Raw genomic sequence first — 19,751 nt, 5'->3', positions numbered from 1 at the left:
GATGGGGTCGTCCGGCAGACAAAATCACTACCAAGCAAAGGATCATCATTATGTCAGTTAACGAGTCTAAAGCAGTATCTAAAGCGAGTAAATCCACCAAACGGTCTAAAAATACCGTCGTTACTGAGGCCGTCGAACAGGCGCTGGCGAATACGCCGGTCGACATGGTGCCGTTCAGCCAGCTGTCTCTGTCTTCGCTGAATGTGCGTAAAGCAGAGCCGGATGCGGCAAAATTACAGGAACTGGCGGGCAGCATCAGAGCCGTGGGCGTGTTGCATAACCTTATCGTTCACCGCCTGCCTGATGGGCTGCTGGGTGCTGCCGCCGGTGGACGCCGTTTTCGTGCGCTGAGTATCCTGCTGAACGAGGGGGCGATCGCACCGGATTACGCCGTGCCGGTGAAAACCGTCAGCGATGACGTGGCTGAGGTGGTTTCAGCCATCGAGAACTTCCAGCACGAAAGCATGCATCCGTCTGACCAGATTATGGCGTTCGCCTGCATCAGTGCCAGCGGCAAAACGGCGGCAGAAATCGGTGGCCTGATGGGGTACAGCACTAAACACGTCCAGAAATTCCTGAGCCTTGCAGGGATGGCAACGGCGCTGCTTGCTGAACTGGCTGAAGATAAGATTAACGTTGACCAGCTGCAGGCACTGTCTGCCTCTGAAGACCACGAACGCCAGCTGGACGTCTGGAAAAATGCCTATGGTTATTATCGCAATCCGAAAGAGTTGCGTGAGGCGGTGCTCAGAGGCGAAGTCTCTGCGGAAGGTCACCGTTTACTGGAGTTTGTCGGTCGGGAGGTTTACGAACAGGCTGGGGGCGGGTTCCGCTTTGATTTGTTCACGGACGAAGGATTTATCAGCGATACCGTTCTTCTCGACACTTTAACCCGCCAGAAACTCACCGAAGTCGCGTGCGGTATCGCACAGGCAGAGGGCTGGAAATGGTCAGAGGGACGCACTGACAGCATCAGCACCTACGGCGACGACGCGCAAAAATACCTGTTACTCAACCTGCCTCACGGTGAACTGACCCCCGAGGAAAGTGCGCGGTTTGATGCGCTGGATAAGCAGTTGGAGGCATTATCTGAGCAGGACGACAGCGATGACGCAGACCACGACGCGCTGGAACAGGCCGCTGACGTCTGTCAGGCCGAAATGTCTGCCATCGAACAAAACGCTGAGAACCGCGCATGGACTGACGATGTGCGTGCTAACGGCGGGGTGGTGGCTTCCCTGCGTGGTAACGTTATCAGCGTGCGCCGTGGCGTGATGCTGCGAAGCGATATCCCTGAAGTCGAAAAAAAAGCCGGTGTGAACCACACCATTGCCAGCATCCGCACCGAAGGTGGTTCTGACGCGACAGAGCAGCCGCAGGGGAAATCGTTGTCGGCGGTACTGGCAAAAAGCCTCTCCAGCGAAAGAACGCTGGCAGTACAGGCTGCGTTGGCAGAACAACCGCAGATGGCACTCGTGATTTTTGTCCATGACTGCCTTAAGTCAACCTTCGACCACCGGTCTTATAGCCCGTCGACCCTCAAAGTAACCCTGCATGTCAAAACCGGCCTGATGCTCGACAATGCGCCGACGTCTGCCGACGGTCTGTCCATGCAGCACCTGAATGCGATGCACGACGCGTGGCAGAAACTTTTACCACAGGACTGGCATAAAAGCTGGGACTGGCTGCTGACGTGGGACACGCAGGCGCTGATTAACGTAATGGGCTATTGCCTTGCCAGAACGCTGGGCGGGGCATCAGAACGCCTGAGCGACAAAGACGGCAAGGCGGGTAAAGACCTCGAGCCGGTGGAAAACCTGTTGGGCTTCACGTTGCGTGACTGGTGGCTGCCGACCAAGGCGAATTTCTTCGGGCGTATCAGCAAAGAGCAGATTTCTGACAGCCTGTCTCAGGCAGGTCTGGGCGGTGCATCGCGCGACGTTCTTAAGATGAAGAAAGCCGATGCGGCTGAACTGGCTGAAGAGAAAATTCTGCTGGCCGGTGAGAACGGGCGGGACGTGGTCGTTCTGGCAGCAGATAACCGCGGACGGGATTTTCTCTCCCTTGACCCGCAGCTCGCCGGAAAGGTGATGTCGCGCAGCGCGCTGAACGCCGACCTGACGCTGCCGCCGCAGAGCACGCTGGTTGTGGCTCAGGCAGAAAAGCTCTCCCTGAAAGAAACGCTGCTCATCCTTGAAAAAGGCCAGGCGCAGGGCGCGCAAATGCTGTTTATCGATTCTGAAAACCGCACCGGCACCGGCAATGCCCTGTCGGTGCTCAAAGACGCCGACGTGCCGCAGTACCGGTTTTATGACGGGCAGAAAACACTGACCACAGTAGTCATTGAGAGCGACAAACGCCAGCGGTATGACCGTCTGGCTCAGGACTATGCTGCGCTTAAGGCCGAAGATCAGCCGGTGGTGGCACAGGCCAGCGGTCCGCGCGAACAGGCGCTACTCAATACGGCTATCCGGGCAGAACTGCAGGCGACCGGCCAGCTGGGCAAAGACGAACGCCAGATGTCCGTTATTCAACCGGTCTGGCTGGACGGCAAAACCCGCACCCAGCGCGACACCTACCGCGCAGGAATGGTGATGGAGCAGTGGGACAAGGACACCAAAACCATGACGCGATACCGCGTCGACCGCGTCACCGACACCACCAACACCCTGCGTCTGGTTTCAGAGACCGGGGAGGTGCGGGTGGAGAAAATCAGCGGTCTGGACAGCAGTTGGAGCGCCTTTGCGAATAAAACGCTGCCGGTCGCCATCGGGGAGCCGCTGATGGTGGTGGGCCGCGAGCTGGAAGGCAAAATCAAAGCGCGGGACGGCCTGACGGTCACCGGCTTTGTGGAAGGTGGCGTCGTAGTCAGTAAAGGGGATACATCGCTGGTTCTGGATACCTCACGCGCCCTGAAGCTGGCGTCTCCGCTGGTGGAAGGGCTGGGCGCGAGCGTCAGCGATAACCAGGTGGTGCTGGCCGCCACCGGCACCCGCGACCTCAACACCGCCGCGCTCAACCAGCTTTCCCTCAGCGGGTCTAAGGCGACGATTTACACCGCATTCCCGCAGGACAGGGCGGAAAAGAGGCTGGTCAGCAATCCCAACTTCAGGGTGGCCAGCGAGCAGGTGAAGGGGGGGGCCGGTGAGCGAAACCTCGATGCTGCCATGCTGAAAAACCGCGATTCTCTGAACACACCGGTAGCGCAGTCGGTCATGCTGGGCCTCAGCCAGGCGCAGTCACATAATATCGCGTTCAGCAAAGCCAACCTGATTTCCGCCTCGCTCGGCTGGTCGCCGGACGTGACGGTGTCTGAGGCCAGCGCTGAAATCGACCGGCAGGTTAAAAGCGGTGACCTGATCAGTCTGTCACCCGTCGCCGGTGCCGGCAGTGGTCTGATTGTGACGCGCATCACCTACGAAATGGAGAAATCTATCATCCGCACCGTCGCGGAAGGGAAAGGTGCCGTCGCGCCGCTGATGGACGCCGTGCCGGAGAAATACCTCGCCGGGCTGACCGGCGGTCAGCAGGCCGCGACCAAACTTATCCTCGAAAATCCCGACCGCTTTGTGGCCATACAGGGATACGCGGGCACGGGTAAAACGACGCAGTTTAAAGCCGTGATGGCGGCGCTCGACAGCCTGCCTGCGTCGCAGCGGCCGGAGGTTATTGGTCTGGCTCCGACGCACCGCGCCGTGCATGAAATGCAGTCGGTGGGCGTGCGCTCACAGACGCTGTCATCGTTTCTGAGCGAGGAGCGTCAGAAGAACCTGGCCGGAGAGAAGACCGACTACGGCAATACGCTGTTCCTGGTGGATGAGTCCTCGATGGTGGGCAACCGCGACATGGCCGAATTTTACCAGCGCATTGCCGATACGGGCGGGCGTGCTATTAACAGCGGCGACGTCGCGCAGTTGCAGCCTGTTGAACCCGGCCAGCCGTTCCGTCTGCTGCAGAGTCGCAGCCCTGTTGATACCGCCGTGATGCAGGACATTGTGCGTCAGACCCCTGAACTGCGCCCGGCTATCTACAGCATGATCGAAGGTGATGCCAGAGGCGCGCTGGAGAAAGTGGAAGCCGTGTCGCCTGCACAAATCCATCGTAAAACGGATGCGTGGGCGCCGGCCTCCTCGGTCATGGAATTCAAATCACCGGCAGACGATCGTCCAGGCGCAGATCTGTCTTCCTTAAATGAACCCGCAGACGTTATCGATGCGATCACCCGTGATTTTGCAGGGCGTACGCCGCCCGCGCAGACGCAAACGCTGGTCGTTGCACACCTCAACGCCGACCGCCATGCCATTAACCAAAGTATTCACGATGCGCTGAAAAAAAACGGTGAGCTGGGGAGGGGCGAACTGACGCTGACCGTGCTGGAGCCTGCGCGCGTCCCGGAGAATGCGCTGCGTAAAGCCGGCGGATTCAGTGACTACCTTGGACACGTGGCCGTCATGAACAATCAGCATATGACGGTCAGCGATGTGGATATCGGGCAGGGGATAGTGACGCTGACCGATGCGTCGGGTAAACCCACGGTGATTTCCAATTTCGAAAACAGTACGCAGGATATTTCGCTGTATGTCCCCCGCGATATCACCGTCAGTACCGGCGACCGCATGCGTTTTACCCGCAGCGACAACGAGCGGGGCTATGTGGCCAACAGCCAGTGGCAGGTGAGCAAACTGGAAAACAGCGGCCGGATTACGCTGACTAACGGTGAACAGGAAAAAGTACTGGAGCCGGGGCGCCTGGTCGAAGATGGGCATATCGATCTGGCCTACGCGGTCACGGCGCATGGGGCACAGGGTGCCAGTGAGCGGTATGTCATTACGCTGGAAGGTACTGACGGTGGCCGTAAACGGATGGCCACACGTGAAGCGGGTTATGTGACCCTGTCGCGCGCAAAGGAGCACGTGCAGGTCTTCACGGATGACCGTGAGGGCTGGCTGAAACAGCTCGACCGGCAGGCTGGTCGCCACTCTGCGCATGATCTGCTGCACCATGACACCGACCGTGCCGCGCAGGTGGCCGAAAAGCTGTTATCCACGGCAACGCCATTACAGGACACCCCGCTCGGGAGAAAGCTTTTGCAGACAAGCGGTGTGGAAGCCGGCGAGAGCATGGCGAAATTTATCGCCCCCGGGAAGAAGTACCCGCAGCCCCATATTGCACTGCCGGTCTGGGACAGCAACGGTAAACGCGCCGGTGTCTATCTCGATGAGGTGCGCTTTATGCCGCAGGGCGGCGGCGCGTGGCTGGATGGTGCGCCGCGAGTAATGGGCAGTGATGATGCCCGGTTTGCCGGACTGCAGGTCAGCCGGAATGGCGATACCCACGTCGCCGGCAATATTCAGGAAGGATTGGCGTTAGCCCGTCAGCATCCGGACAGCGGTGTACTTGTCCGACTTTCTGGTTCAGGCATTCCTCACAACCTTCCCCGCATCACTGGCAGTCGTCTGGCCACGGATGACGATGTTCTTCGCCAGGCGCAACAGCAATCTGAAAGCGATCCCCTGCCGTTTATCCCCTCAGAAGATGAGAAGAAGCAGGCTGCGCTGGATAAAGCAGCACAGGCCGCTGCCGTGTTACCAGAGGAAGAAAAACTACGCCTTGCCGCTGATGCTGTTCGTGCAGAACAGGCGAAATCATTACCTGAGCCAGACAGCAAGGCATTGGCTGAAGCCGCAGGGAAACAATCAGATCTTGCAGATCTGAGTCAGGATCGTGCCGTCTTACAGGTCGCAATTCAGGAACGGTCGGCGACAAAACTTCAGCAACTGGAACGCGAAATCATCATTGAAAAAACGCTCGGTGAGTGAATTACAAAACTACCGGCCGCTGACTGGCAGCGGCAGTGCTTAAAAGGAGGCAGACAATGACGAAGATGGATTTTTTACTGCAACTGCGGCGTTGCACAAAGCTGCACACATTAGAGCTGGTCACCAGTCATCAAAGGGAGCGACTGCCTCAGGAATGGGTCAATGAGTTTGAACTGGCAGCTGATCACAGGCGGGCTGAAATCATCACCGGCAGATTGTTTGACCGGATACCCAAAGCCGTCTGGCAACAGGTTGACTGAAGACGTGGCAGAGCTAGGCAGTTAATGGAATCTTATGTCAGGGAAGGGTGAACGCAATATGAGTCATATAAAGCAGGAAGGGCCGGCAGGTGGCACTGCTGAATTCAGGGAAGAAACACCGGTTAAAAACAAGCGCGGTGAGTCTAACAAACTTCGCAAAGGGCGCTCCAAAATTCACCGGCGTTACACGCCTAAGCTTTGCTGTGCCGTTCCAAGAGGGACCGCGTCGAAAGTGGTGGCTCGCGTTCAGAACCACGACTGGCACCGCAATCTGGATCTTATCGCTCTCAGGCGCAAAGGTTATGTTCCCTACACTAAACGTAACAATCCAAATTTTGTCCCGAAACCCATGCGCATCAGGGCCAGGCAAGAGATCCGTGAAACACTGACGGTCCTTTCCATGGCGATGGCCGCGCATTGTGATTATAACCCCGACAGTGACTACTGCTTTGAAATCATGATGCCTTTTGAGCGGATTGCAGCAGCGGCAGGGATGCTGCATGTCTATGAGAACGGGCGGAAGGCTTATGACAGTCCGCGGGAAGCGTTGTCTGTTATGGAACAGATGGGGTATGTCATTGTGGATCACGACAAAGATCCGGATGCTGGGCAGAACAAGCCGATGCGGATCTGGCTGGCCGATAAGTTTTTTACCTCGCGGGGGATCGCCGGCGAAGAAATTAGAGAGTGGCTCGGTAAGTTTAAATTGTGGGCGCTTAAAAAAGGGCTGACAGAAAGCCTGCGTAAAAAGTACGAGCACCATTTATTGCGCCTTGAGGCTTTCGGTCTGGACCTCAAAAGAAAACATTCCTTGCGCAACCGGCTGAAGCAAATCAAACGGTGGGTTGTCAGCCCGGATCTCGATGAGCTTAAGCAGACTGTTATGGCGACCCTTGAAGGTGAGCTGGAAATGCGGGTAAATAAATATAATGCACGCATCGATCGTTTACTTGATGACAAAGACATCCAGCTACGGGCACTGAACAGAAAGCGTAAACAGCAGCATCCGTATTACAGAGCCTGGGTTCAGTGGTCAAATAGTGTCATGCCCCATGAGGCAATGACTCTTGAAGCGTCATTCAGGCGTGCACATCCGGGACTGGTAAGCGCCGACCCTGAAATGTATTACCGGTTATTGCTCGAGCTTGCCAATAACCGTTAACTCTACCGAGTATGGACATCTCCTTCACCGTGCTGACAGCATGGGGACTGCTCACATCCTGATCCCACATACATACCCGCATTTCTTAGCTTTTATCTGTTAACACTGTTATCGACCGATAAATTCCGCAAATTTTGCCTTCAAAGTGACGCATATCCACTCGGTAAACGATGAATCCCCACATGTACGAAAATTAACTTCGTCGACGGTACGACTTCAGTCATTAACTTCGAACGTAATTTCTGAACAAAAGAAGTCCTTTAAAAAGGGAGTGTTTTCAGTGCGGTATTGAAATCCGCACTTCAAAACAAAATGAGTTCTACCCTTCACTTCGTTACGGGTATCCCCGTTCAGATACCAGTTTGACTATTTTTTACACATCTTGTTTACCCGTTAAATATGTATGGTTAAGATGAACGAAAAGGAGGGCTTATGGCCAAGATGACGAATGATCAGAAACGGAAGCTGAAGAAAAAAAGAGCCAATAAAATTAAACAGGCACAGATAGATAGCCGGTATTTCCGCTTATATCCTGCCAAAAATGAAAACAGCGAACCCCAGATTACGCCGAGGCGAATTACTATAAGTGATGGTGAAATGTGGACGGGGCACATCGATAAGAAGGTCAACGCTGAAGGTTGGTTTGACCAGGTTTGTTCTCTTTTTCAACCTAAAGATGCCGTCAAACCGGAAGATGACGGGATATTTAAAGAAGGGGACTGGTACGTGTTTGCGGGCGATGTGCACGATGGCCCGATAAAAGACCGGGATACTGCATTTTCACTGGCTCATACAAAATACGGTGCGATCATCTACCGTGATAACAACGGAAACTGCGCCGGCGCTTATCCTGATTATTCGGCGTTACAATCCGTGGCCTCCGCCGATCTTACTTCGTTCAAAAACACCATCAAAGGTCTATATCAGGAATTCGGGCAGGACTTCGATCCTACGGAAGCATTCTCAGAGCTCGAAGAATTCTATTTTGAACAACATCAAGATAATGCTGAGTTTGTCGCCATTATGAAGGATGACGAGCGAAAGATGGTGGATATTGTCGAGTTGTTGTTCGCTAATGACCTTGATGATGAGGCAACGCGTTTAGAATATCTGATGCAATTCTATTACGAAGGTTACCCTGCAGAAGACATCACAGACTGAACGGATAATCGGATAAACAACTTTCGTTGCCAATCCGGTACAACGCATTTAACAGTACTGTCTATGTTTAGGTTCAATGAACGACCTTATACATATCTTTAGGTATTTTCACCTGAACCCGACGGGAGTTCCTTTGGAAAGCATTCAATTATTTACTGATGAACATGATGACGTCCTGATCCCAAATGAAATTGTCGAAATCATGCTGAGTAAAGATGTCACTATTCAGGCCGCCTGGCGTATTTACCGTGGTCTGACCCAAAAGGATGTTGCCGAAAAACTGGGGATTAAACAAGCCGCAGTATCTCAGTTCGAGAAGTCTGAGGATCCACGAAAAGATAACATCGAACGTCTGGCTCAGTTGTACCAATGCATAGTTGAACAACTCACTATGGACTGATGCTATCAGTCCATTTGTTTATCTTCACATCTATTAAAACGGTTAAGAGCATCAGGAAATAAGCTGGAATTTAATACCGGCTTTCTCGAAGAGGCTTAAATTATGTTATATCCAATCGCGATAGAACCTGGTGACGAACACCATGCATATGGCGTTACTGTTCCTGATTTACCCGGTTGTTTTTCTGCGGGTGATACCATGGAGGAGGCAATAGCGAAAGCCAAAGAGGCGATCACTGGCCATATTGAGATCCTCGTAGAAAAAGGGTGGGATATCCCTTCTGTTTCCTCTGTAAGTGACCTGGCGAAGAACCCGGAATTCGAAGGGTATACCTGGGCGATGGTTGATATGGATGTGACCCGACTACTGGGAGCTCTGAGAAAATCAACGTAACGCTGCCTAAATCTCTGATTGACAGGATTGATCGGTGTGTATCGACACACCCGGATTTTAAATCCCGTTCTGGGTTTCTAGCCCAAGTGGCATTAGAACGTATCGCTAAATCTGGGTAATTTAAATTTCCAGTCAAAGAAAGACCCGCATAACCGCGGGTTTTTCTTTATCTAAAACATCCGTTCTGCGCCCTTATTAGTTACAACATTCACATAACCCTCTTCAACTACTCCGTGCAAATCTGAGGCTCCCGAGCTGACCATCAACAATGCACCGTGCACAGCGGTAACCTCTGAGCGGAACCCGACCGCCCTGAAAAGCCGCGCCGCCCCGGCCGAAGGCCGGGATCAGTGCCGCTTTAATAGACGGATGTTGTAACTACTACTTTAGTGTTGCTGTGAGAATGTCGGTTTGGGTTGTGGGGAACACGCCCGTAAGCGCCCAAAGGGCGCCAACGCGGAGATACGCCACGGCTGCGGCCAAGGCCTTGCCGTGACCACTCCGACGGCGTACCTAAAGTTCTGTGGAGGTATTACGTTGGTTAACGTCTGGCAGGCAGAGTGGGGGATTGAGGATGCCCGGGACAGATGATCGTCGGTTTGCCAAGAAGATTTACTGTCGACTGCATGCCCTGGCGGGCATAAAAATCTGCACTGGACGTTATTTTAAACGCTCACTGGCCAACTGATAGACGTCACTGCGTTCTCTTTTACCAACGGCTACGACTGCGATAATCAGGACGTCATCAATTACTTCGTAGACTAAACGGAAGCCCGATGCGCGCAGTTTGATTTTATAACACCCGGGCATCCCGCGAAGTTTGGCCGAAGGTACATGAGGATTTTCGCAACACTTTTTCAGTTTCTTGGCAAATTGTTGTTGAAGCGCCTTATCAAGCTTGTCCCATTCTATGGCTGCAGATTCACGAAACTTAATCGTGTATGTCATGCAAAATGGTCCAAATCCACGTCAACCAGCGCCTCTTTGCATCGCTCATTAACCAGTTTAATTAATTCCTGATCATCCAGCGCATCTAGCATTTGTTCATATAATTTTGCGGGCACGCAATAAAATGCAGGTTGGTTGCGGTTCAGGATGGCCACAGGATAGCCGTCACCTGCCCCTACAGTTTCCATGGGATTTTTTTTTAGTTCGCTGATGCTCGCACTGGTGTCGCAAAGAATAATATTTGGCATGTTGCTTCCCGACTAAGACCTTTTGACAGCTTTTAGTTTAAGGGATGAAAAGACCTATTAACAGGTCTTTTTACTTAAACCACCTATTATAGTTACCAGTCACTTCGTGACGAAGTAGTCTTCTCACTATTTGAGACCGTTACCCGGCACGTGTCTGTACCGGTGTGTATCTATGATAATCCGGGCACTACGCATTTTACCTTTACGCATGAACTACATGGTCGTCTCTCATCACTTGAGGGTGTTCACTCGGTCAAGATCTCAGACGTCCCGGATAGCCAGGCTGCAGCGACTGAGAGGGTGGATACTCTACGCAGACATCTTCGCCCGAAAGTGACAATCGGTATCAATGGTGATGCTTCTGCCGGACTGGGATTAAATGCTGGCTGTGAGATCTGGTACTCCGTGTGCGGAGGTCTGTTCCCTGAGATGGTGAAACAAATCATTGAAGCAGCGGGGGGCAAACGATCATCAACGCGTTACTGCCCTGACAACCCGCCTTGATCCGTTGTGGTCGTGTTCCGTAAACATGGCGGAAGTATCTGCCGCTGGTGTGCTTGGCCTTATCGACATGGATTGCCTGCCTCGACCTCTGCAACCGTTGTCAGCAGGCGATATCGCGGATATTGCCCATGTTATAAGGACGCTGGAGCTGAAGTAATCTCTCCGCAGGACTGGCAGTTTACCGGTCCTTTTGAAACAATTACCGCAGTTTTTTTACCCGCCGACGAGTCTGAAACAACCATTAAGGGGACCGCTTAAAAAAAGGAAAATATCCTACGCTAAGCCAGTGACTTAAGCAGGTATGACGGTCCGATTTGTGCCAGGAGCGGACGTTATGCTAATCATTGATGAGATAATTCGGTTGGAGCGTACGCTTAGCCAGTTTCTTTTGCAGAATGATAACGACAATGGGGAACCCTGATGCGGATATTGCACAAACCCCCAGCAACGTGTTCATATTTTGTGGTGCTATGGCGTGCCCAGGTAATAGAAAAGCAGACAGAAAAAATGCGACCGTTGTGATCAGGTACATTATTGATGACTGCAATGAAGAGAATCCCGCTCGCTGCCTGTCATCAGGAAACTGAATGCTCACCGCCGAGGAGGAAACCAGACGACTGTAAGATGCACCGAGAAATAAAATAATAAATAGCGCCGGATGCGAATAGCCCATAACAGGTATTAGCAAAGCGAGTAAAAAAACGAAAGTTGACCCTGTAGCCAGACTCACAGCAGAAAAATGCGGAGTTAACGCGCCTGTCATTTTTGTTGACAGGTATCCTGCAACGCCCCCGGCGAAAAATAGCCCTGGCAGCAGGTATTGAGAGGCCCCCAGTTGCTGGGTCATTAATGGTACCAGAACAGGAATGACCAGCATCGGGCTAAACTGTACCAGCGCATTACTGGAAGCGAACAGTAAAGTATTAACGTCGATAGGCATTGCGTGGGGTGTGTCGAAAGAGACTGGATCCTTAGGGATGATGGAAACAATCAGTGGCAATGCCAACAAACACAGCGTACTGATTAACCACAAAGCGACATGCCAGCCGTAATGAGCACACACAAATAGTATCGTGGGCGTTCCGACAATGCTTACCATCGAAAAAGATGCAATGACCGTCGCCAACATTTTTCCTCGCAAGTTAGCCGGGGCGAGATTTATCAATATACTGATACCCACCCCCATTGTTGTGCCTCCTACCAGTCCTGCGCTGAATCGTAATGCAAGCAGAAGGCTAAAGCTGGAGGTAAATGTCGTCAAAAGTGTCAGTAGGCAGAGTAGTGCCATATTGGCGATTAAAAAACGTTTCTTATTAAAACGACCAATCCAGTAAAAGGCGATAACTCCCGACAAGACCGCCCCGGAGGTATACATGCCGGATACGTAGCCTGAGAATGATACGGGAACGGCGAAGTCTGCTGCCATAAAAGCAAAAACAGGGTTGAACATCATATATTCCAGTGCATTTGTGAACTGGATAAACGCAATGACAACCGCTATCCGGATGAGGGCTTTATGATTAAACGTTGGTGTGATCAATGACATAGCAAGCGACCTGTGGATGAAAGATATCTGAGTTTAACTGCTATCAATGTTGTTCAGTAGGTGGTAAAACTGGCACATATTGTTATCATTTATGGGATAGTTGATGCGGCCAACTCTTGATTTTAATACCCTGAAAGTTTTCATTGCGGTGGTTGAAAGAGACAGTTTTGTTGGGGCATCTAAAGTCCTTGAAATGCCGACATCAAACGTGAGTCGTTGTATTTCTCAGTTAGAAGACAGACTGAATCTTCAGCTCATTGAGCGCAGCACCCGACATATGAAACTCACACAAGCGGGGCACCTGCTCTATACCCGGACGAAGCCATTACTGGAAGCGCTTGAACAAACTGAAACAGAATTAACGTTGCGGCAGATGCAGCTCAAGGGGCCACTACGTATCTGTATTCCCAATGAAATAGGTCCTGCACTGCTGGGTTCTGTGATTGCCGATTTCGCCTGCCAGCACCCGGATCTGGAAATTAGCTGTGTCACAAATTTGTCTGGTCTTGAATCCCTGCGAGACGATCTGGATTTAGCCATTATTGTGAGCCGTGGCCAACTGGATGATAGTGATTACATAGCCCGTCATCTGGTAACTATTCCTTGCACCATCGTTGCAGCCCCCTCCGTTATTCAGCGTTATGGCATCCCTTCTCGTATACAGCAATTTGAAACATTACCCTGTATTACCACGGTAAATGCACTTAAAGGTGCTCCCTGGCAGTTTGTGAATAAAAAGGGGGGATTCGAGACGATTAAGGTTAAAGGCCATTACCGGGTAAACAGCGGAGAGATGGCAGGACGCGCAGCGGTAGCGGGTGTAGGTTTTGCTATTCTATCAAAACAGGCCTGCCAACCCTACATCGACGATGGACGGCTGATCGAGATTAAGTTTGAACAACCGCCAGCCCCACTTCAATTGCTCGCACTATATTCAGACAGGCGTTATTTGCCCGCTAAAACACGAGCGCTTATTGAATACATACATCAGAATTTGAGCAATACATCCTTAGCGACCTAAGGATACATTAAACAGCCACAGAGAGTCCCGGTGTTACAATGGTCTCTAAATGCGGAATGTCTGCTGTTCGCTCACAGCCGACATGGGCCATTATAAGGGTCAGGACGTCCGTACTGCTGGACCTATCTAACGGGGTGAAGCAATACTAAGAACAGTCAGGATTTTAAGGGGCAATTACATCATGTCTTACATGAAACTTCATATCTTAAATGCGCAGGATAAACTGACAGTCCACAGTGAATGGCTTAATACCTGTCTGACAGAAACATATGCAAAAGCAAGAATGCTGATAAATCTTCCCTCTCTGGATATTATCGTTAAAGCTGGGACGCAGGTTATTCCTGAGAAAGGGCATCTCGGATATAGCCCTGAACCAGGTATAGTGTATATAACGGTTGATCCTAAAAACCTTTCATTTTGTTCTAATCATAATAATTCCCTAGAGCGCATGTTTGCTCATGAACTTCATCATGCAGCAAGATGGGCCGGGCCGGGGTACGGCTTCACTCTGGGGGAAGCTATTGTATCTGAGGGGCTGGCGGGACATTTTACCCTTGAGCTATTCGGTGGGGAGCCTGAACCATGGGAGTCCCTTAATGAAGTAGAAGTCCAATCGCATATCCTCCGGACGCGAAAAGATTGGGATCGCACCGATTACGACCACAATGCATGGTTTTATGGAACCAGTAACTTGCCAAGATGGCTTGGATATACCGTAGGATTTAATCTGGTTACTAGATTCCTTTTAGCTAATCCGCATTTACGCGCTTCAACGCTTACGAACGTGAATGCAAAAGCATTCAAGTCATTATTTCGGACTGAAGAGCCGTGATATGGGTAGCTATCACTGGGGTGTTTTTGTAATGAAGAACAAAAAAATACTGATGTCCGCTTCTCGCTCTTAGCCGCCTGTTGCGTTGCCACAGCTATGTTTATGTAAAAAGCGAAGGTGTTATAATCGAAGTATTCATTTGCCCAGATATACGATAACGATGATAAATAAAATACTGGTCAGTGCTTGCCTGGTGGGGTTCAAAGTGCGCTATGACGGAAGCGATAAAGCACAAATGACCGATCAGTTGCAGCGCTGGCAGAAAGAACAGCGTCTTGTGATCCATTGTCCTGAACTGGCCGCCGGGTTGCCAATCCCACGTCCCCCAGCTGAGATTGTTTGTACTGATGGTAAAGACGTAAAGAAGGCGCAGGTCAGAATACTTGAAATTACGGGGCAGGATGTCACTGAGCACTACCAGCTTGCCGCCTGGTTGGCACTACGTACTGCTCGGGAATCAGGTTGTACCGCTGCGCTGTTAACCGACGGCAGTCCAACATGCGGTAGCCAATTCATCTATGACGGTTCATTTAGTGGCCAACGTAAGTCAGGCATGGGAGTCGCAGCGTCTCTGCTCACTGAACATGGAATAGCCGTGTTTTCTGAGAATAGGCTCGCCGATCTCATTGCTTGGATTGATGAGAAAGAACGCTGAACATATTTTTTCATTGAGATACGAAAAGATGTCAGCTTTTTTGCTTATTACTGATGTCACACTTTCTCAGGCCGATTTGTGCCAGGAGCGAAACTTTATATAAGTTGCAGTAGGTAAAACGCTACGATATTTTTCTCATTTGAAATGTAGACACTTTGTCCGATTCATAAAATCTCAACAACTTCAAATTCTTCAGCGATCAGCTCCATATCATCAGAAAAATAACCTTCACGAGTAAAAAACCGCTGATGTTCTTTCTGCCAATACTCAAGGCTCAAATCACCTTCACCTTCCTTTCGGGCAAAGTCGGCGGTAACATCACAAAAACGCACCAGTCGCATCGAAACCAACCTAATAACGCATACCGGTACATCTTGGCTATCAAGGATGATGTTATAACTCCCAATCTCAGGTGCATATTTTTCTTGTAGGTAAGATGCAAAAGAACCGCATGAGGCCGTTTTAATCCCTTTTTTAATAAGGTCTGCAAGCTCGTTGGCCAGTTCTGGGCTATCACCAATTTGCCAAGCATCAGCGCTTGGATACTTCACCTTTAATTCATCAATCGCTGACATTTAAAGTCCTACTTAATCTTAATAAAAAGAAATTTTATACATATTTTGAGCGTGAATTGCTCGAAAATTTACATTGATGCTTTCATATTACTTTTAGTCCGCTTCTCGCTCAAAGCGGACCATTTACGCCCGCATTTCTGCTTCGTGCCTTAAGCGGACGTTACTAATCGATCAGACAAATCGCGCTCGTAGTGGCGTCGTTTTATTCTGCTATCAGCTAAGCCCCTGACTGTACCGGGGTACACTTTTCGCAACTCTCAGTAAAGTGTGGTTTTTAATCGCTCGGGCAAGGCCTCGTCGTAAGCCAAACCATCAATTTCTGATTGAGAAATCATACTCAAAATACTGCCTGTGCTGGGAAGGGCCTGGCGCTCAACTTGTGTGGCAGGATCCCAAAGTTTTGAGCGAATGATTGCTCTGCTGCACTGGAAAAAAACGCTTATCACTGAAATGCGCAATACTGTTTTAGGGGATTGATTATTGACTGAGAATTTATCAAGGAAAGCGGGGTCTTTACGGATTTCAGCTGTCCCGCTTATCCGCAACGTTTCGCCAATACCGGGAATTAAAAAGAGAAGCGCAACGCGGTTGTCATGTAAAATGTTTCGCAGACTATCAATACGGTTATTGCCCCGGCGGTCGGGCAAAAGGTTCGTTTTATCGTCCTCGATATGAATGAAACCTGCAGGATCGCCTCTTGGCGAGACATCAAGACCATCCGGTCCCGATGTCGCAAGCGCCACAAACGGGGATGCCTCAATAAACGGTCGGTAGGCAGGATGAATAAAGTCAGTCACTTTCGTTAAAGAAGGTTTAGCTACCGCGCCGTAAAGTTGCTCAAGCTCATTACTGTCAGTAATCAGCATCTTTTCGTCAGCCATCTTATTCACCTCCATTGATTTCAAAACAGAATGTATGCTGAGATTTTATAGCTGATGCTTTTTGGTTGTCCATGTTTATGGCTAATAAGTGTCCAGGTGCAGAAGTGCCTTAATGACGCCATGAAAACAGTGAATTGCCGCGACCAGTCCAGATATTCTGGCCGGAGGTACCCAGAATTTATTTTCCAGGTTAGCGTAGGGTTTTAGCTCATCGCTGCCCCATTAGCTTTTCTTATCTCTCTGTCGCCGTATCTTTTGCTGAGGATCCGCCATATCGTGGTATGAGTTTTAGCTCATTAACTGGAACAAAATGATGCGTGACCTTCCCCCAACAGCCACACTGCGCACTTTTGAAGTTGCCACCCGCCACACTACTTTTACCTCTGCAGCAGCAGAGCTTTTTATTACACAAAGCGCTGTCAGCCATCAGTTGAAAAACCTGGAAGAAATCTGGGGACTGCAGCTTTTCGAGCGTGGCAAAACCCTTAGCCTGACGCCTGCAGGCGCTGCGCTCGCCCCCCTTGTGCGCGAATTCTTTAGCAAGCTGGAAACAACGCTTGCCGATCTTCGTGAACAAAAAGGCCGTGTGCGACTGCGGGTTAACACTACATATTCTTTTGCGCTGAAATGGCTGTTACCACGCCTGCCGGGTTTAGCGCGCTTGCATCCTGAGATTCTGGTGACCCTTGAAAGTACGGATAAAGCGATTAACTTCGCCAGCACAGATTCCGATGTGGCGATCCGTTTCGGCCACGGGAATTATCCAGCGCTGCACACGGAATTTATGTTTCGTGAGCAACTGTTTCCGGTTGCCAGCCCGGCACTATTACAGCGCTTTGGAACACCCTGTGAACCTGCCGAACTGCTGCGCTACCCGCTTCTGACACGTGACGGTGCGGATCTGGTGCCAAAATGGGACGTCTGGTTTAAGTTGATTGGCGTAAATACTGATGTTTTGCACGAAAGCGTACGCTTCGCCGACACAAATATGACGATTGAAGCCGCGCTACTGGGACAGGGCATTGCATTAGCGCGCAGCGGACACGTTGAAAAACAGATCGACAATGGCAGTCTGGTGCGGCTCTTTAACGTACCTTTTCCTTCCCCGGCCGCCTATTACTTTGTCTGTCCGAGAGGCATCGAAATGCAGCCGCACATCATAAAATTCCGTAGCTGGTTACTGGCAGAATCAAAACATGCACAGCTCAGTTACCGTTAATGCATGAGTATTTGCTCATACCAGGATGACAACACTTCACTTTCAATCTGGTCATGTGCTGTTTAGCATCAGCAGATGATCGGTCTTGTTTTTTGCTTATGTTATTCGCTGCCCTGCACAGCGATTGCTGGCAGCACATTGATGATGGGTTAATCAAATCAGGAGAATTCGAGATGTCTGACCAACCCACTATTGCTCTGATTGGTCCGGGCGCTATTGGTACTACGATCGCCGCTTTGCTGTACGAAGTTGACCGTACGCCACTGCTTTGCGGGCGAACCGCGCATCCGCAGTTGATTCTGCGTCACGATGACGGTGAAGTTGTGGTGCCAGGTCCGGTATTGAGCAATCCATCAACGATCAGTCATCCGTTCGATCTGGTATTTGTGGCGGTGAAAACCACCCAGGTCGCTGACAGCGACGACTGGCTGGCCGCGTTGTGCGATGAAAACACTGTCGTGTGTGCACTGCAAAACGGCGTTGAGCAGAAAAGCCAGTTGGAACCCTACGTCAATGGGGCAAAGGTACTGCCTTCGGTCGTATGGTTCCCGGCACAGCGCGAGCCGGATGCTTCTGTCCGGCTGCGCGCCAAACCGCGTCTGACGCTACCGGATGTGCCGCAAGCACAACAGGTAGTCGATGCGCTCAGCGGCACACGCTGTACCGTTGAATTGTCATCCGATTTTCTCTCGATCGCCTGGCGTAAACTGCTGCAGAATGCGGTCGCGGGTCTGATGGTTCTCGCGAATCGCCGTGCCGGGATGTTCTCACGCGGGGATATCACTGAACTGGCACTGGCTTATCTGCGTGAGTGTCTGACGGTAGCGCGTGCGGAAGGTGCAGTACTGAACGATAACGTTCCGCAGGAGATCGTTAACGGCTTTCATCATGCCCCGGCGGATCTGGGCACCTCCATTCTCGCCGACCGCCAGGCCAACCGCCCACTGGAGTGGGCTATTCGCAACGGCGTGGTACAGCGCTATGGTCACTTACAGGGCATCCCTACGCCCATCAGCGACGTGCTGGTACCGTTGCTGGCGGCTGGTAGTGAGGGGCCTGGTTGAAATCGTTAACGAAAAAAGTATGCGTATGCGAGGTGCGACGGCATAAGTGCTTCGTACCGAAGCAGACGCCTAAAGAATAAGCCGCCGGATGGGCGGCGTAATCAGGCAAAGAGAGTGAATCAGCGGGGCCGATATGGCGTGCAAAAAACACCGGCACTTCAGCCTGCCTCGCTTTTGTAATAAGCAGGCAGATGTTAGACAGAATAATGCTTGCGACGAACGGCGCATCTGAAGCCCTAAAAAGGCCCTGTTGCATATCGATGATTAAAAGAGCGCGTTTAGATGATGGCATGACGTATCTCCATTCAAATTGTCATGAACGGAGAACAGGCCCCGTCCGGTTTGGCGGAGAATAAAACTAGCACTTATCTGGATAAAACCTATGTTTTGATTTTAGACGAATATACTTCGCTCACTGCTGACGGAGTTTTTATTCTGACAGGTTCGAACCACTAACAGACACTTGCGATATAACCGATCCGGTAGTTTTCCTTATTGGCTTGCGGGGAAATACTAAATGCAACGTTTAATAACTGCCAGCGACTGACATCCCAGGCACAAAGTTGACCTGTTCGGGTTAGCACTTCTAAATCACTATGCGATTCAATAGCCTGTTTTTCTATCGACAGATAAGTCATATTTTTGACGTCGCTGAGCGAGGGAGTACGCAGAGAAAGCCATGTATCAATCTGCGGCCAGCCAAAATCCTGCGTCAATTTTACAAAACTTTGACTCTGTAAAAAGTGCATCATCGCATCTGCGCTTTTCCAGACATATAGCGGAGCATAGCTATTTTCTTTAGTGGGTTGAGATAGTTCATCTTTCCGGGAGAAGAGAAAGAATTTAAACAATAAGCCAGGGAAATCGTCAAACTTTGCGGCATTGTCGCGAATTCGTTTCTGGATAATATCCATGTCGTAATCTGCAGGAAGAGTAAAACGATATTGCATAATAATCATAATGTCTCCTGAAAATAAATGAAGTATTGCATCCTTACGGATAGTTATTAATTTCTGCCGAAAATATCCGGCGGTTATCCATAGCGTAATTATGAGCCGATGCT

16 protein-coding genes and 3 pseudogenes are annotated in these 19,751 nt (G+C 50.7%); 12 read left to right on the top strand and 7 right to left on the bottom strand.

The window, feature by feature from the left end; all coding sequences use genetic code 11:
* The first annotated feature begins 50 nt into the window (after positions 1–50).
* The 6 genes and pseudogenes from ABSH60_RS23760 (at position 51) to ABSH60_RS23735 (ending at position 9,314) form a co-directional block, all read left to right on the top strand.
* Positions 51–5,819 (top strand): AAA family ATPase, encoded by a 5,769-nt coding sequence (locus tag ABSH60_RS23760; protein WP_390976595.1) that lies wholly within the window; start codon positions 51–53, stop codon positions 5,817–5,819.
* A 56-nt stretch (positions 5,820–5,875) separates the two neighbouring features.
* On the top strand, positions 5,876–6,079 hold the full coding sequence (locus ABSH60_RS23755) for an Hha/YmoA family nucleoid-associated regulatory protein (RefSeq protein ID WP_346637741.1): 204 nt from the start codon (positions 5,876–5,878) through the stop codon (positions 6,077–6,079).
* A 58-nt stretch (positions 6,080–6,137) separates the two neighbouring features.
* Positions 6,138–7,241, top strand: a complete 1,104-nt coding sequence (locus ABSH60_RS23750) for a Replication protein (protein ID WP_390976593.1) — start codon at positions 6,138–6,140, stop codon at positions 7,239–7,241.
* Between the two features lie 432 nt (positions 7,242–7,673).
* Positions 7,674–8,402, top strand: coding sequence for a hypothetical protein (locus tag ABSH60_RS23745; RefSeq protein ID WP_390976591.1), 729 nt, complete (start codon positions 7,674–7,676; stop codon positions 8,400–8,402).
* A 133-nt stretch (positions 8,403–8,535) separates the two neighbouring features.
* On the top strand, positions 8,536–8,802 hold the full coding sequence (locus tag ABSH60_RS23740; RefSeq protein WP_390976589.1) for a helix-turn-helix domain-containing protein: 267 nt from the start codon (positions 8,536–8,538) through the stop codon (positions 8,800–8,802).
* 102 nt (positions 8,803–8,904) lie between these two features.
* Positions 8,905–9,314: pseudogene (locus ABSH60_RS23735) on the top strand (type II toxin-antitoxin system HicB family antitoxin).
* A 541-nt stretch (positions 9,315–9,855) separates the two neighbouring features.
* Here the strand turns inward: ABSH60_RS23735 and ABSH60_RS23730 are convergent.
* Positions 9,856–10,143: a type II toxin-antitoxin system RelE/ParE family toxin gene (locus tag ABSH60_RS23730; protein ID WP_390976587.1), complete on the bottom strand. Its 288-nt coding sequence runs from the start codon at positions 10,141–10,143 to the stop codon at positions 9,856–9,858.
* Positions 10,140–10,391 carry a type II toxin-antitoxin system Phd/YefM family antitoxin gene (locus ABSH60_RS23725; RefSeq protein WP_390976585.1) on the bottom strand — a complete coding sequence of 84 codons (252 nt, stop codon included), beginning with the start codon at positions 10,389–10,391 and terminating at the stop codon, positions 10,140–10,142. Before ABSH60_RS23725 ends, ABSH60_RS23730 begins: the two co-directional genes overlap by 4 nt.
* Positions 10,392–10,481: 90 nt before the next feature.
* Here ABSH60_RS23725 and ABSH60_RS23720 point away from each other — a divergent pair.
* A pseudogene (locus ABSH60_RS23720) lies at positions 10,482–11,052 on the top strand (dihydrodipicolinate synthase family protein); the annotation flags it as partial.
* A gap of 180 nt (positions 11,053–11,232) precedes the next feature.
* Here the strand turns inward: ABSH60_RS23720 and ABSH60_RS23715 are convergent.
* Positions 11,233–12,441 carry an MFS transporter gene (locus tag ABSH60_RS23715; RefSeq protein WP_390976583.1) on the bottom strand — a complete coding sequence of 403 codons (1,209 nt, stop codon included), beginning with the start codon at positions 12,439–12,441 and terminating at the stop codon, positions 11,233–11,235.
* A gap of 103 nt (positions 12,442–12,544) precedes the next feature.
* Here ABSH60_RS23715 and ABSH60_RS23710 point away from each other — a divergent pair, with 103 nt between their 5' ends.
* The 3 genes from ABSH60_RS23710 to ABSH60_RS23700 all read left to right on the top strand — a co-directional run bounded on the left by ABSH60_RS23710 (position 12,545) and on the right by ABSH60_RS23700 (position 14,949).
* Entirely contained in the window at positions 12,545–13,462 is a 918-nt protein-coding gene (locus tag ABSH60_RS23710; RefSeq protein ID WP_390976581.1) for a LysR substrate-binding domain-containing protein, read from the top strand.
* A gap of 181 nt (positions 13,463–13,643) precedes the next feature.
* Positions 13,644–14,294 (top strand): DUF2268 domain-containing putative Zn-dependent protease, encoded by a 651-nt coding sequence (locus tag ABSH60_RS23705; protein ID WP_131638883.1) that lies wholly within the window; start codon positions 13,644–13,646, stop codon positions 14,292–14,294.
* Between the two features lie 160 nt (positions 14,295–14,454).
* Positions 14,455–14,949: a 2-thiouracil desulfurase family protein gene (locus ABSH60_RS23700; RefSeq protein ID WP_390976579.1), complete on the top strand. Its 495-nt coding sequence runs from the start codon at positions 14,455–14,457 to the stop codon at positions 14,947–14,949.
* A 164-nt stretch (positions 14,950–15,113) separates the two neighbouring features.
* Here the strand turns inward: ABSH60_RS23700 and ABSH60_RS23695 are convergent, their stop codons facing one another.
* A complete protein-coding gene (locus tag ABSH60_RS23695; protein ID WP_390976577.1) occupies positions 15,114–15,524 on the bottom strand; it encodes an ASCH domain-containing protein in 411 nt (136 codons plus the stop codon).
* 257 nt (positions 15,525–15,781) lie between these two features.
* The gene (locus ABSH60_RS23690; RefSeq protein ID WP_390976575.1) at positions 15,782–16,405 is read right to left on the bottom strand and encodes an MSMEG_1061 family FMN-dependent PPOX-type flavoprotein; all 624 of its coding nucleotides are present in this window, start codon (positions 16,403–16,405) and stop codon (positions 15,782–15,784) included.
* Between the two features lie 313 nt (positions 16,406–16,718).
* On the opposite strand from ABSH60_RS23690, the gene gcvA reads away from it, so the two are divergent.
* Both gcvA and ABSH60_RS23680 read left to right on the top strand, forming a co-directional pair.
* Entirely contained in the window at positions 16,719–17,624 is a 906-nt protein-coding gene (gene gcvA / locus ABSH60_RS23685) for a transcriptional regulator GcvA (protein WP_390976687.1), read from the top strand.
* 173 nt (positions 17,625–17,797) lie between these two features.
* Positions 17,798–18,688 (top strand): oxidoreductase, encoded by an 891-nt coding sequence (locus ABSH60_RS23680; protein ID WP_390976573.1) that lies wholly within the window; start codon positions 17,798–17,800, stop codon positions 18,686–18,688.
* Between the two features lie 115 nt (positions 18,689–18,803).
* On the opposite strand, the pseudogene ABSH60_RS23675 reads toward ABSH60_RS23680, so the two are convergent.
* Together ABSH60_RS23675 and ABSH60_RS23670 are read right to left on the bottom strand one after the other, a co-directional pair.
* A pseudogene (locus ABSH60_RS23675) lies at positions 18,804–18,980 on the bottom strand (isochorismatase family protein); the annotation flags it as partial.
* 160 nt (positions 18,981–19,140) lie between these two features.
* Complete coding sequence (locus ABSH60_RS23670) at positions 19,141–19,647, bottom strand: DUF4865 family protein (protein ID WP_390976571.1); 507 nt, start codon at positions 19,645–19,647, stop codon at positions 19,141–19,143.
* Positions 19,648–19,751: the final 104 nt, after the last annotated feature.

The organism is Rahnella sp. R3(2024), assembly GCF_042920125.1.
GTDB classification, from domain to species: Bacteria; Pseudomonadota; Gammaproteobacteria; order Enterobacterales; family Enterobacteriaceae; genus Rahnella; species Rahnella rivi.
The sequence above is the reverse complement of the archived record's forward strand: the minus strand, read 5'-3'. Positions and strand labels throughout refer to the sequence as shown.

Coding starts and splice junctions, on each gene's coding strand:
- ABSH60_RS23760 (WP_390976595.1), top strand. CDS start 51: ATGTCAGTTAACGAGTCTAAAGCAGTATCTAAAGCGAGTAAATCCACC.
- ABSH60_RS23755 (WP_346637741.1), top strand. CDS start 5,876: ATGACGAAGATGGATTTTTTACTGCAACTGCGGCGTTGCACAAAGCTG.
- ABSH60_RS23750 (WP_390976593.1), top strand. CDS start 6,138: ATGAGTCATATAAAGCAGGAAGGGCCGGCAGGTGGCACTGCTGAATTC.
- ABSH60_RS23745 (WP_390976591.1), top strand. CDS start 7,674: ATGGCCAAGATGACGAATGATCAGAAACGGAAGCTGAAGAAAAAAAGA.
- ABSH60_RS23730 (WP_390976587.1), bottom strand. CDS start 10,143: ATGACATACACGATTAAGTTTCGTGAATCTGCAGCCATAGAATGGGAC.
- ABSH60_RS23725 (WP_390976585.1), bottom strand. CDS start 10,391: ATGCCAAATATTATTCTTTGCGACACCAGTGCGAGCATCAGCGAACTA.
- ABSH60_RS23715 (WP_390976583.1), bottom strand. CDS start 12,441: ATGTCATTGATCACACCAACGTTTAATCATAAAGCCCTCATCCGGATA.
- ABSH60_RS23710 (WP_390976581.1), top strand. CDS start 12,545: ATGCGGCCAACTCTTGATTTTAATACCCTGAAAGTTTTCATTGCGGTG.
- ABSH60_RS23705 (WP_131638883.1), top strand. CDS start 13,644: ATGTCTTACATGAAACTTCATATCTTAAATGCGCAGGATAAACTGACA.
- ABSH60_RS23700 (WP_390976579.1), top strand. CDS start 14,455: ATGATAAATAAAATACTGGTCAGTGCTTGCCTGGTGGGGTTCAAAGTG.
- ABSH60_RS23695 (WP_390976577.1), bottom strand. CDS start 15,524: ATGTCAGCGATTGATGAATTAAAGGTGAAGTATCCAAGCGCTGATGCT.
- ABSH60_RS23690 (WP_390976575.1), bottom strand. CDS start 16,405: ATGGCTGACGAAAAGATGCTGATTACTGACAGTAATGAGCTTGAGCAA.
- gcvA (WP_390976687.1), top strand. CDS start 16,719: ATGCGTGACCTTCCCCCAACAGCCACACTGCGCACTTTTGAAGTTGCC.
- ABSH60_RS23680 (WP_390976573.1), top strand. CDS start 17,798: ATGTCTGACCAACCCACTATTGCTCTGATTGGTCCGGGCGCTATTGGT.
- ABSH60_RS23670 (WP_390976571.1), bottom strand. CDS start 19,647: ATGATTATTATGCAATATCGTTTTACTCTTCCTGCAGATTACGACATG.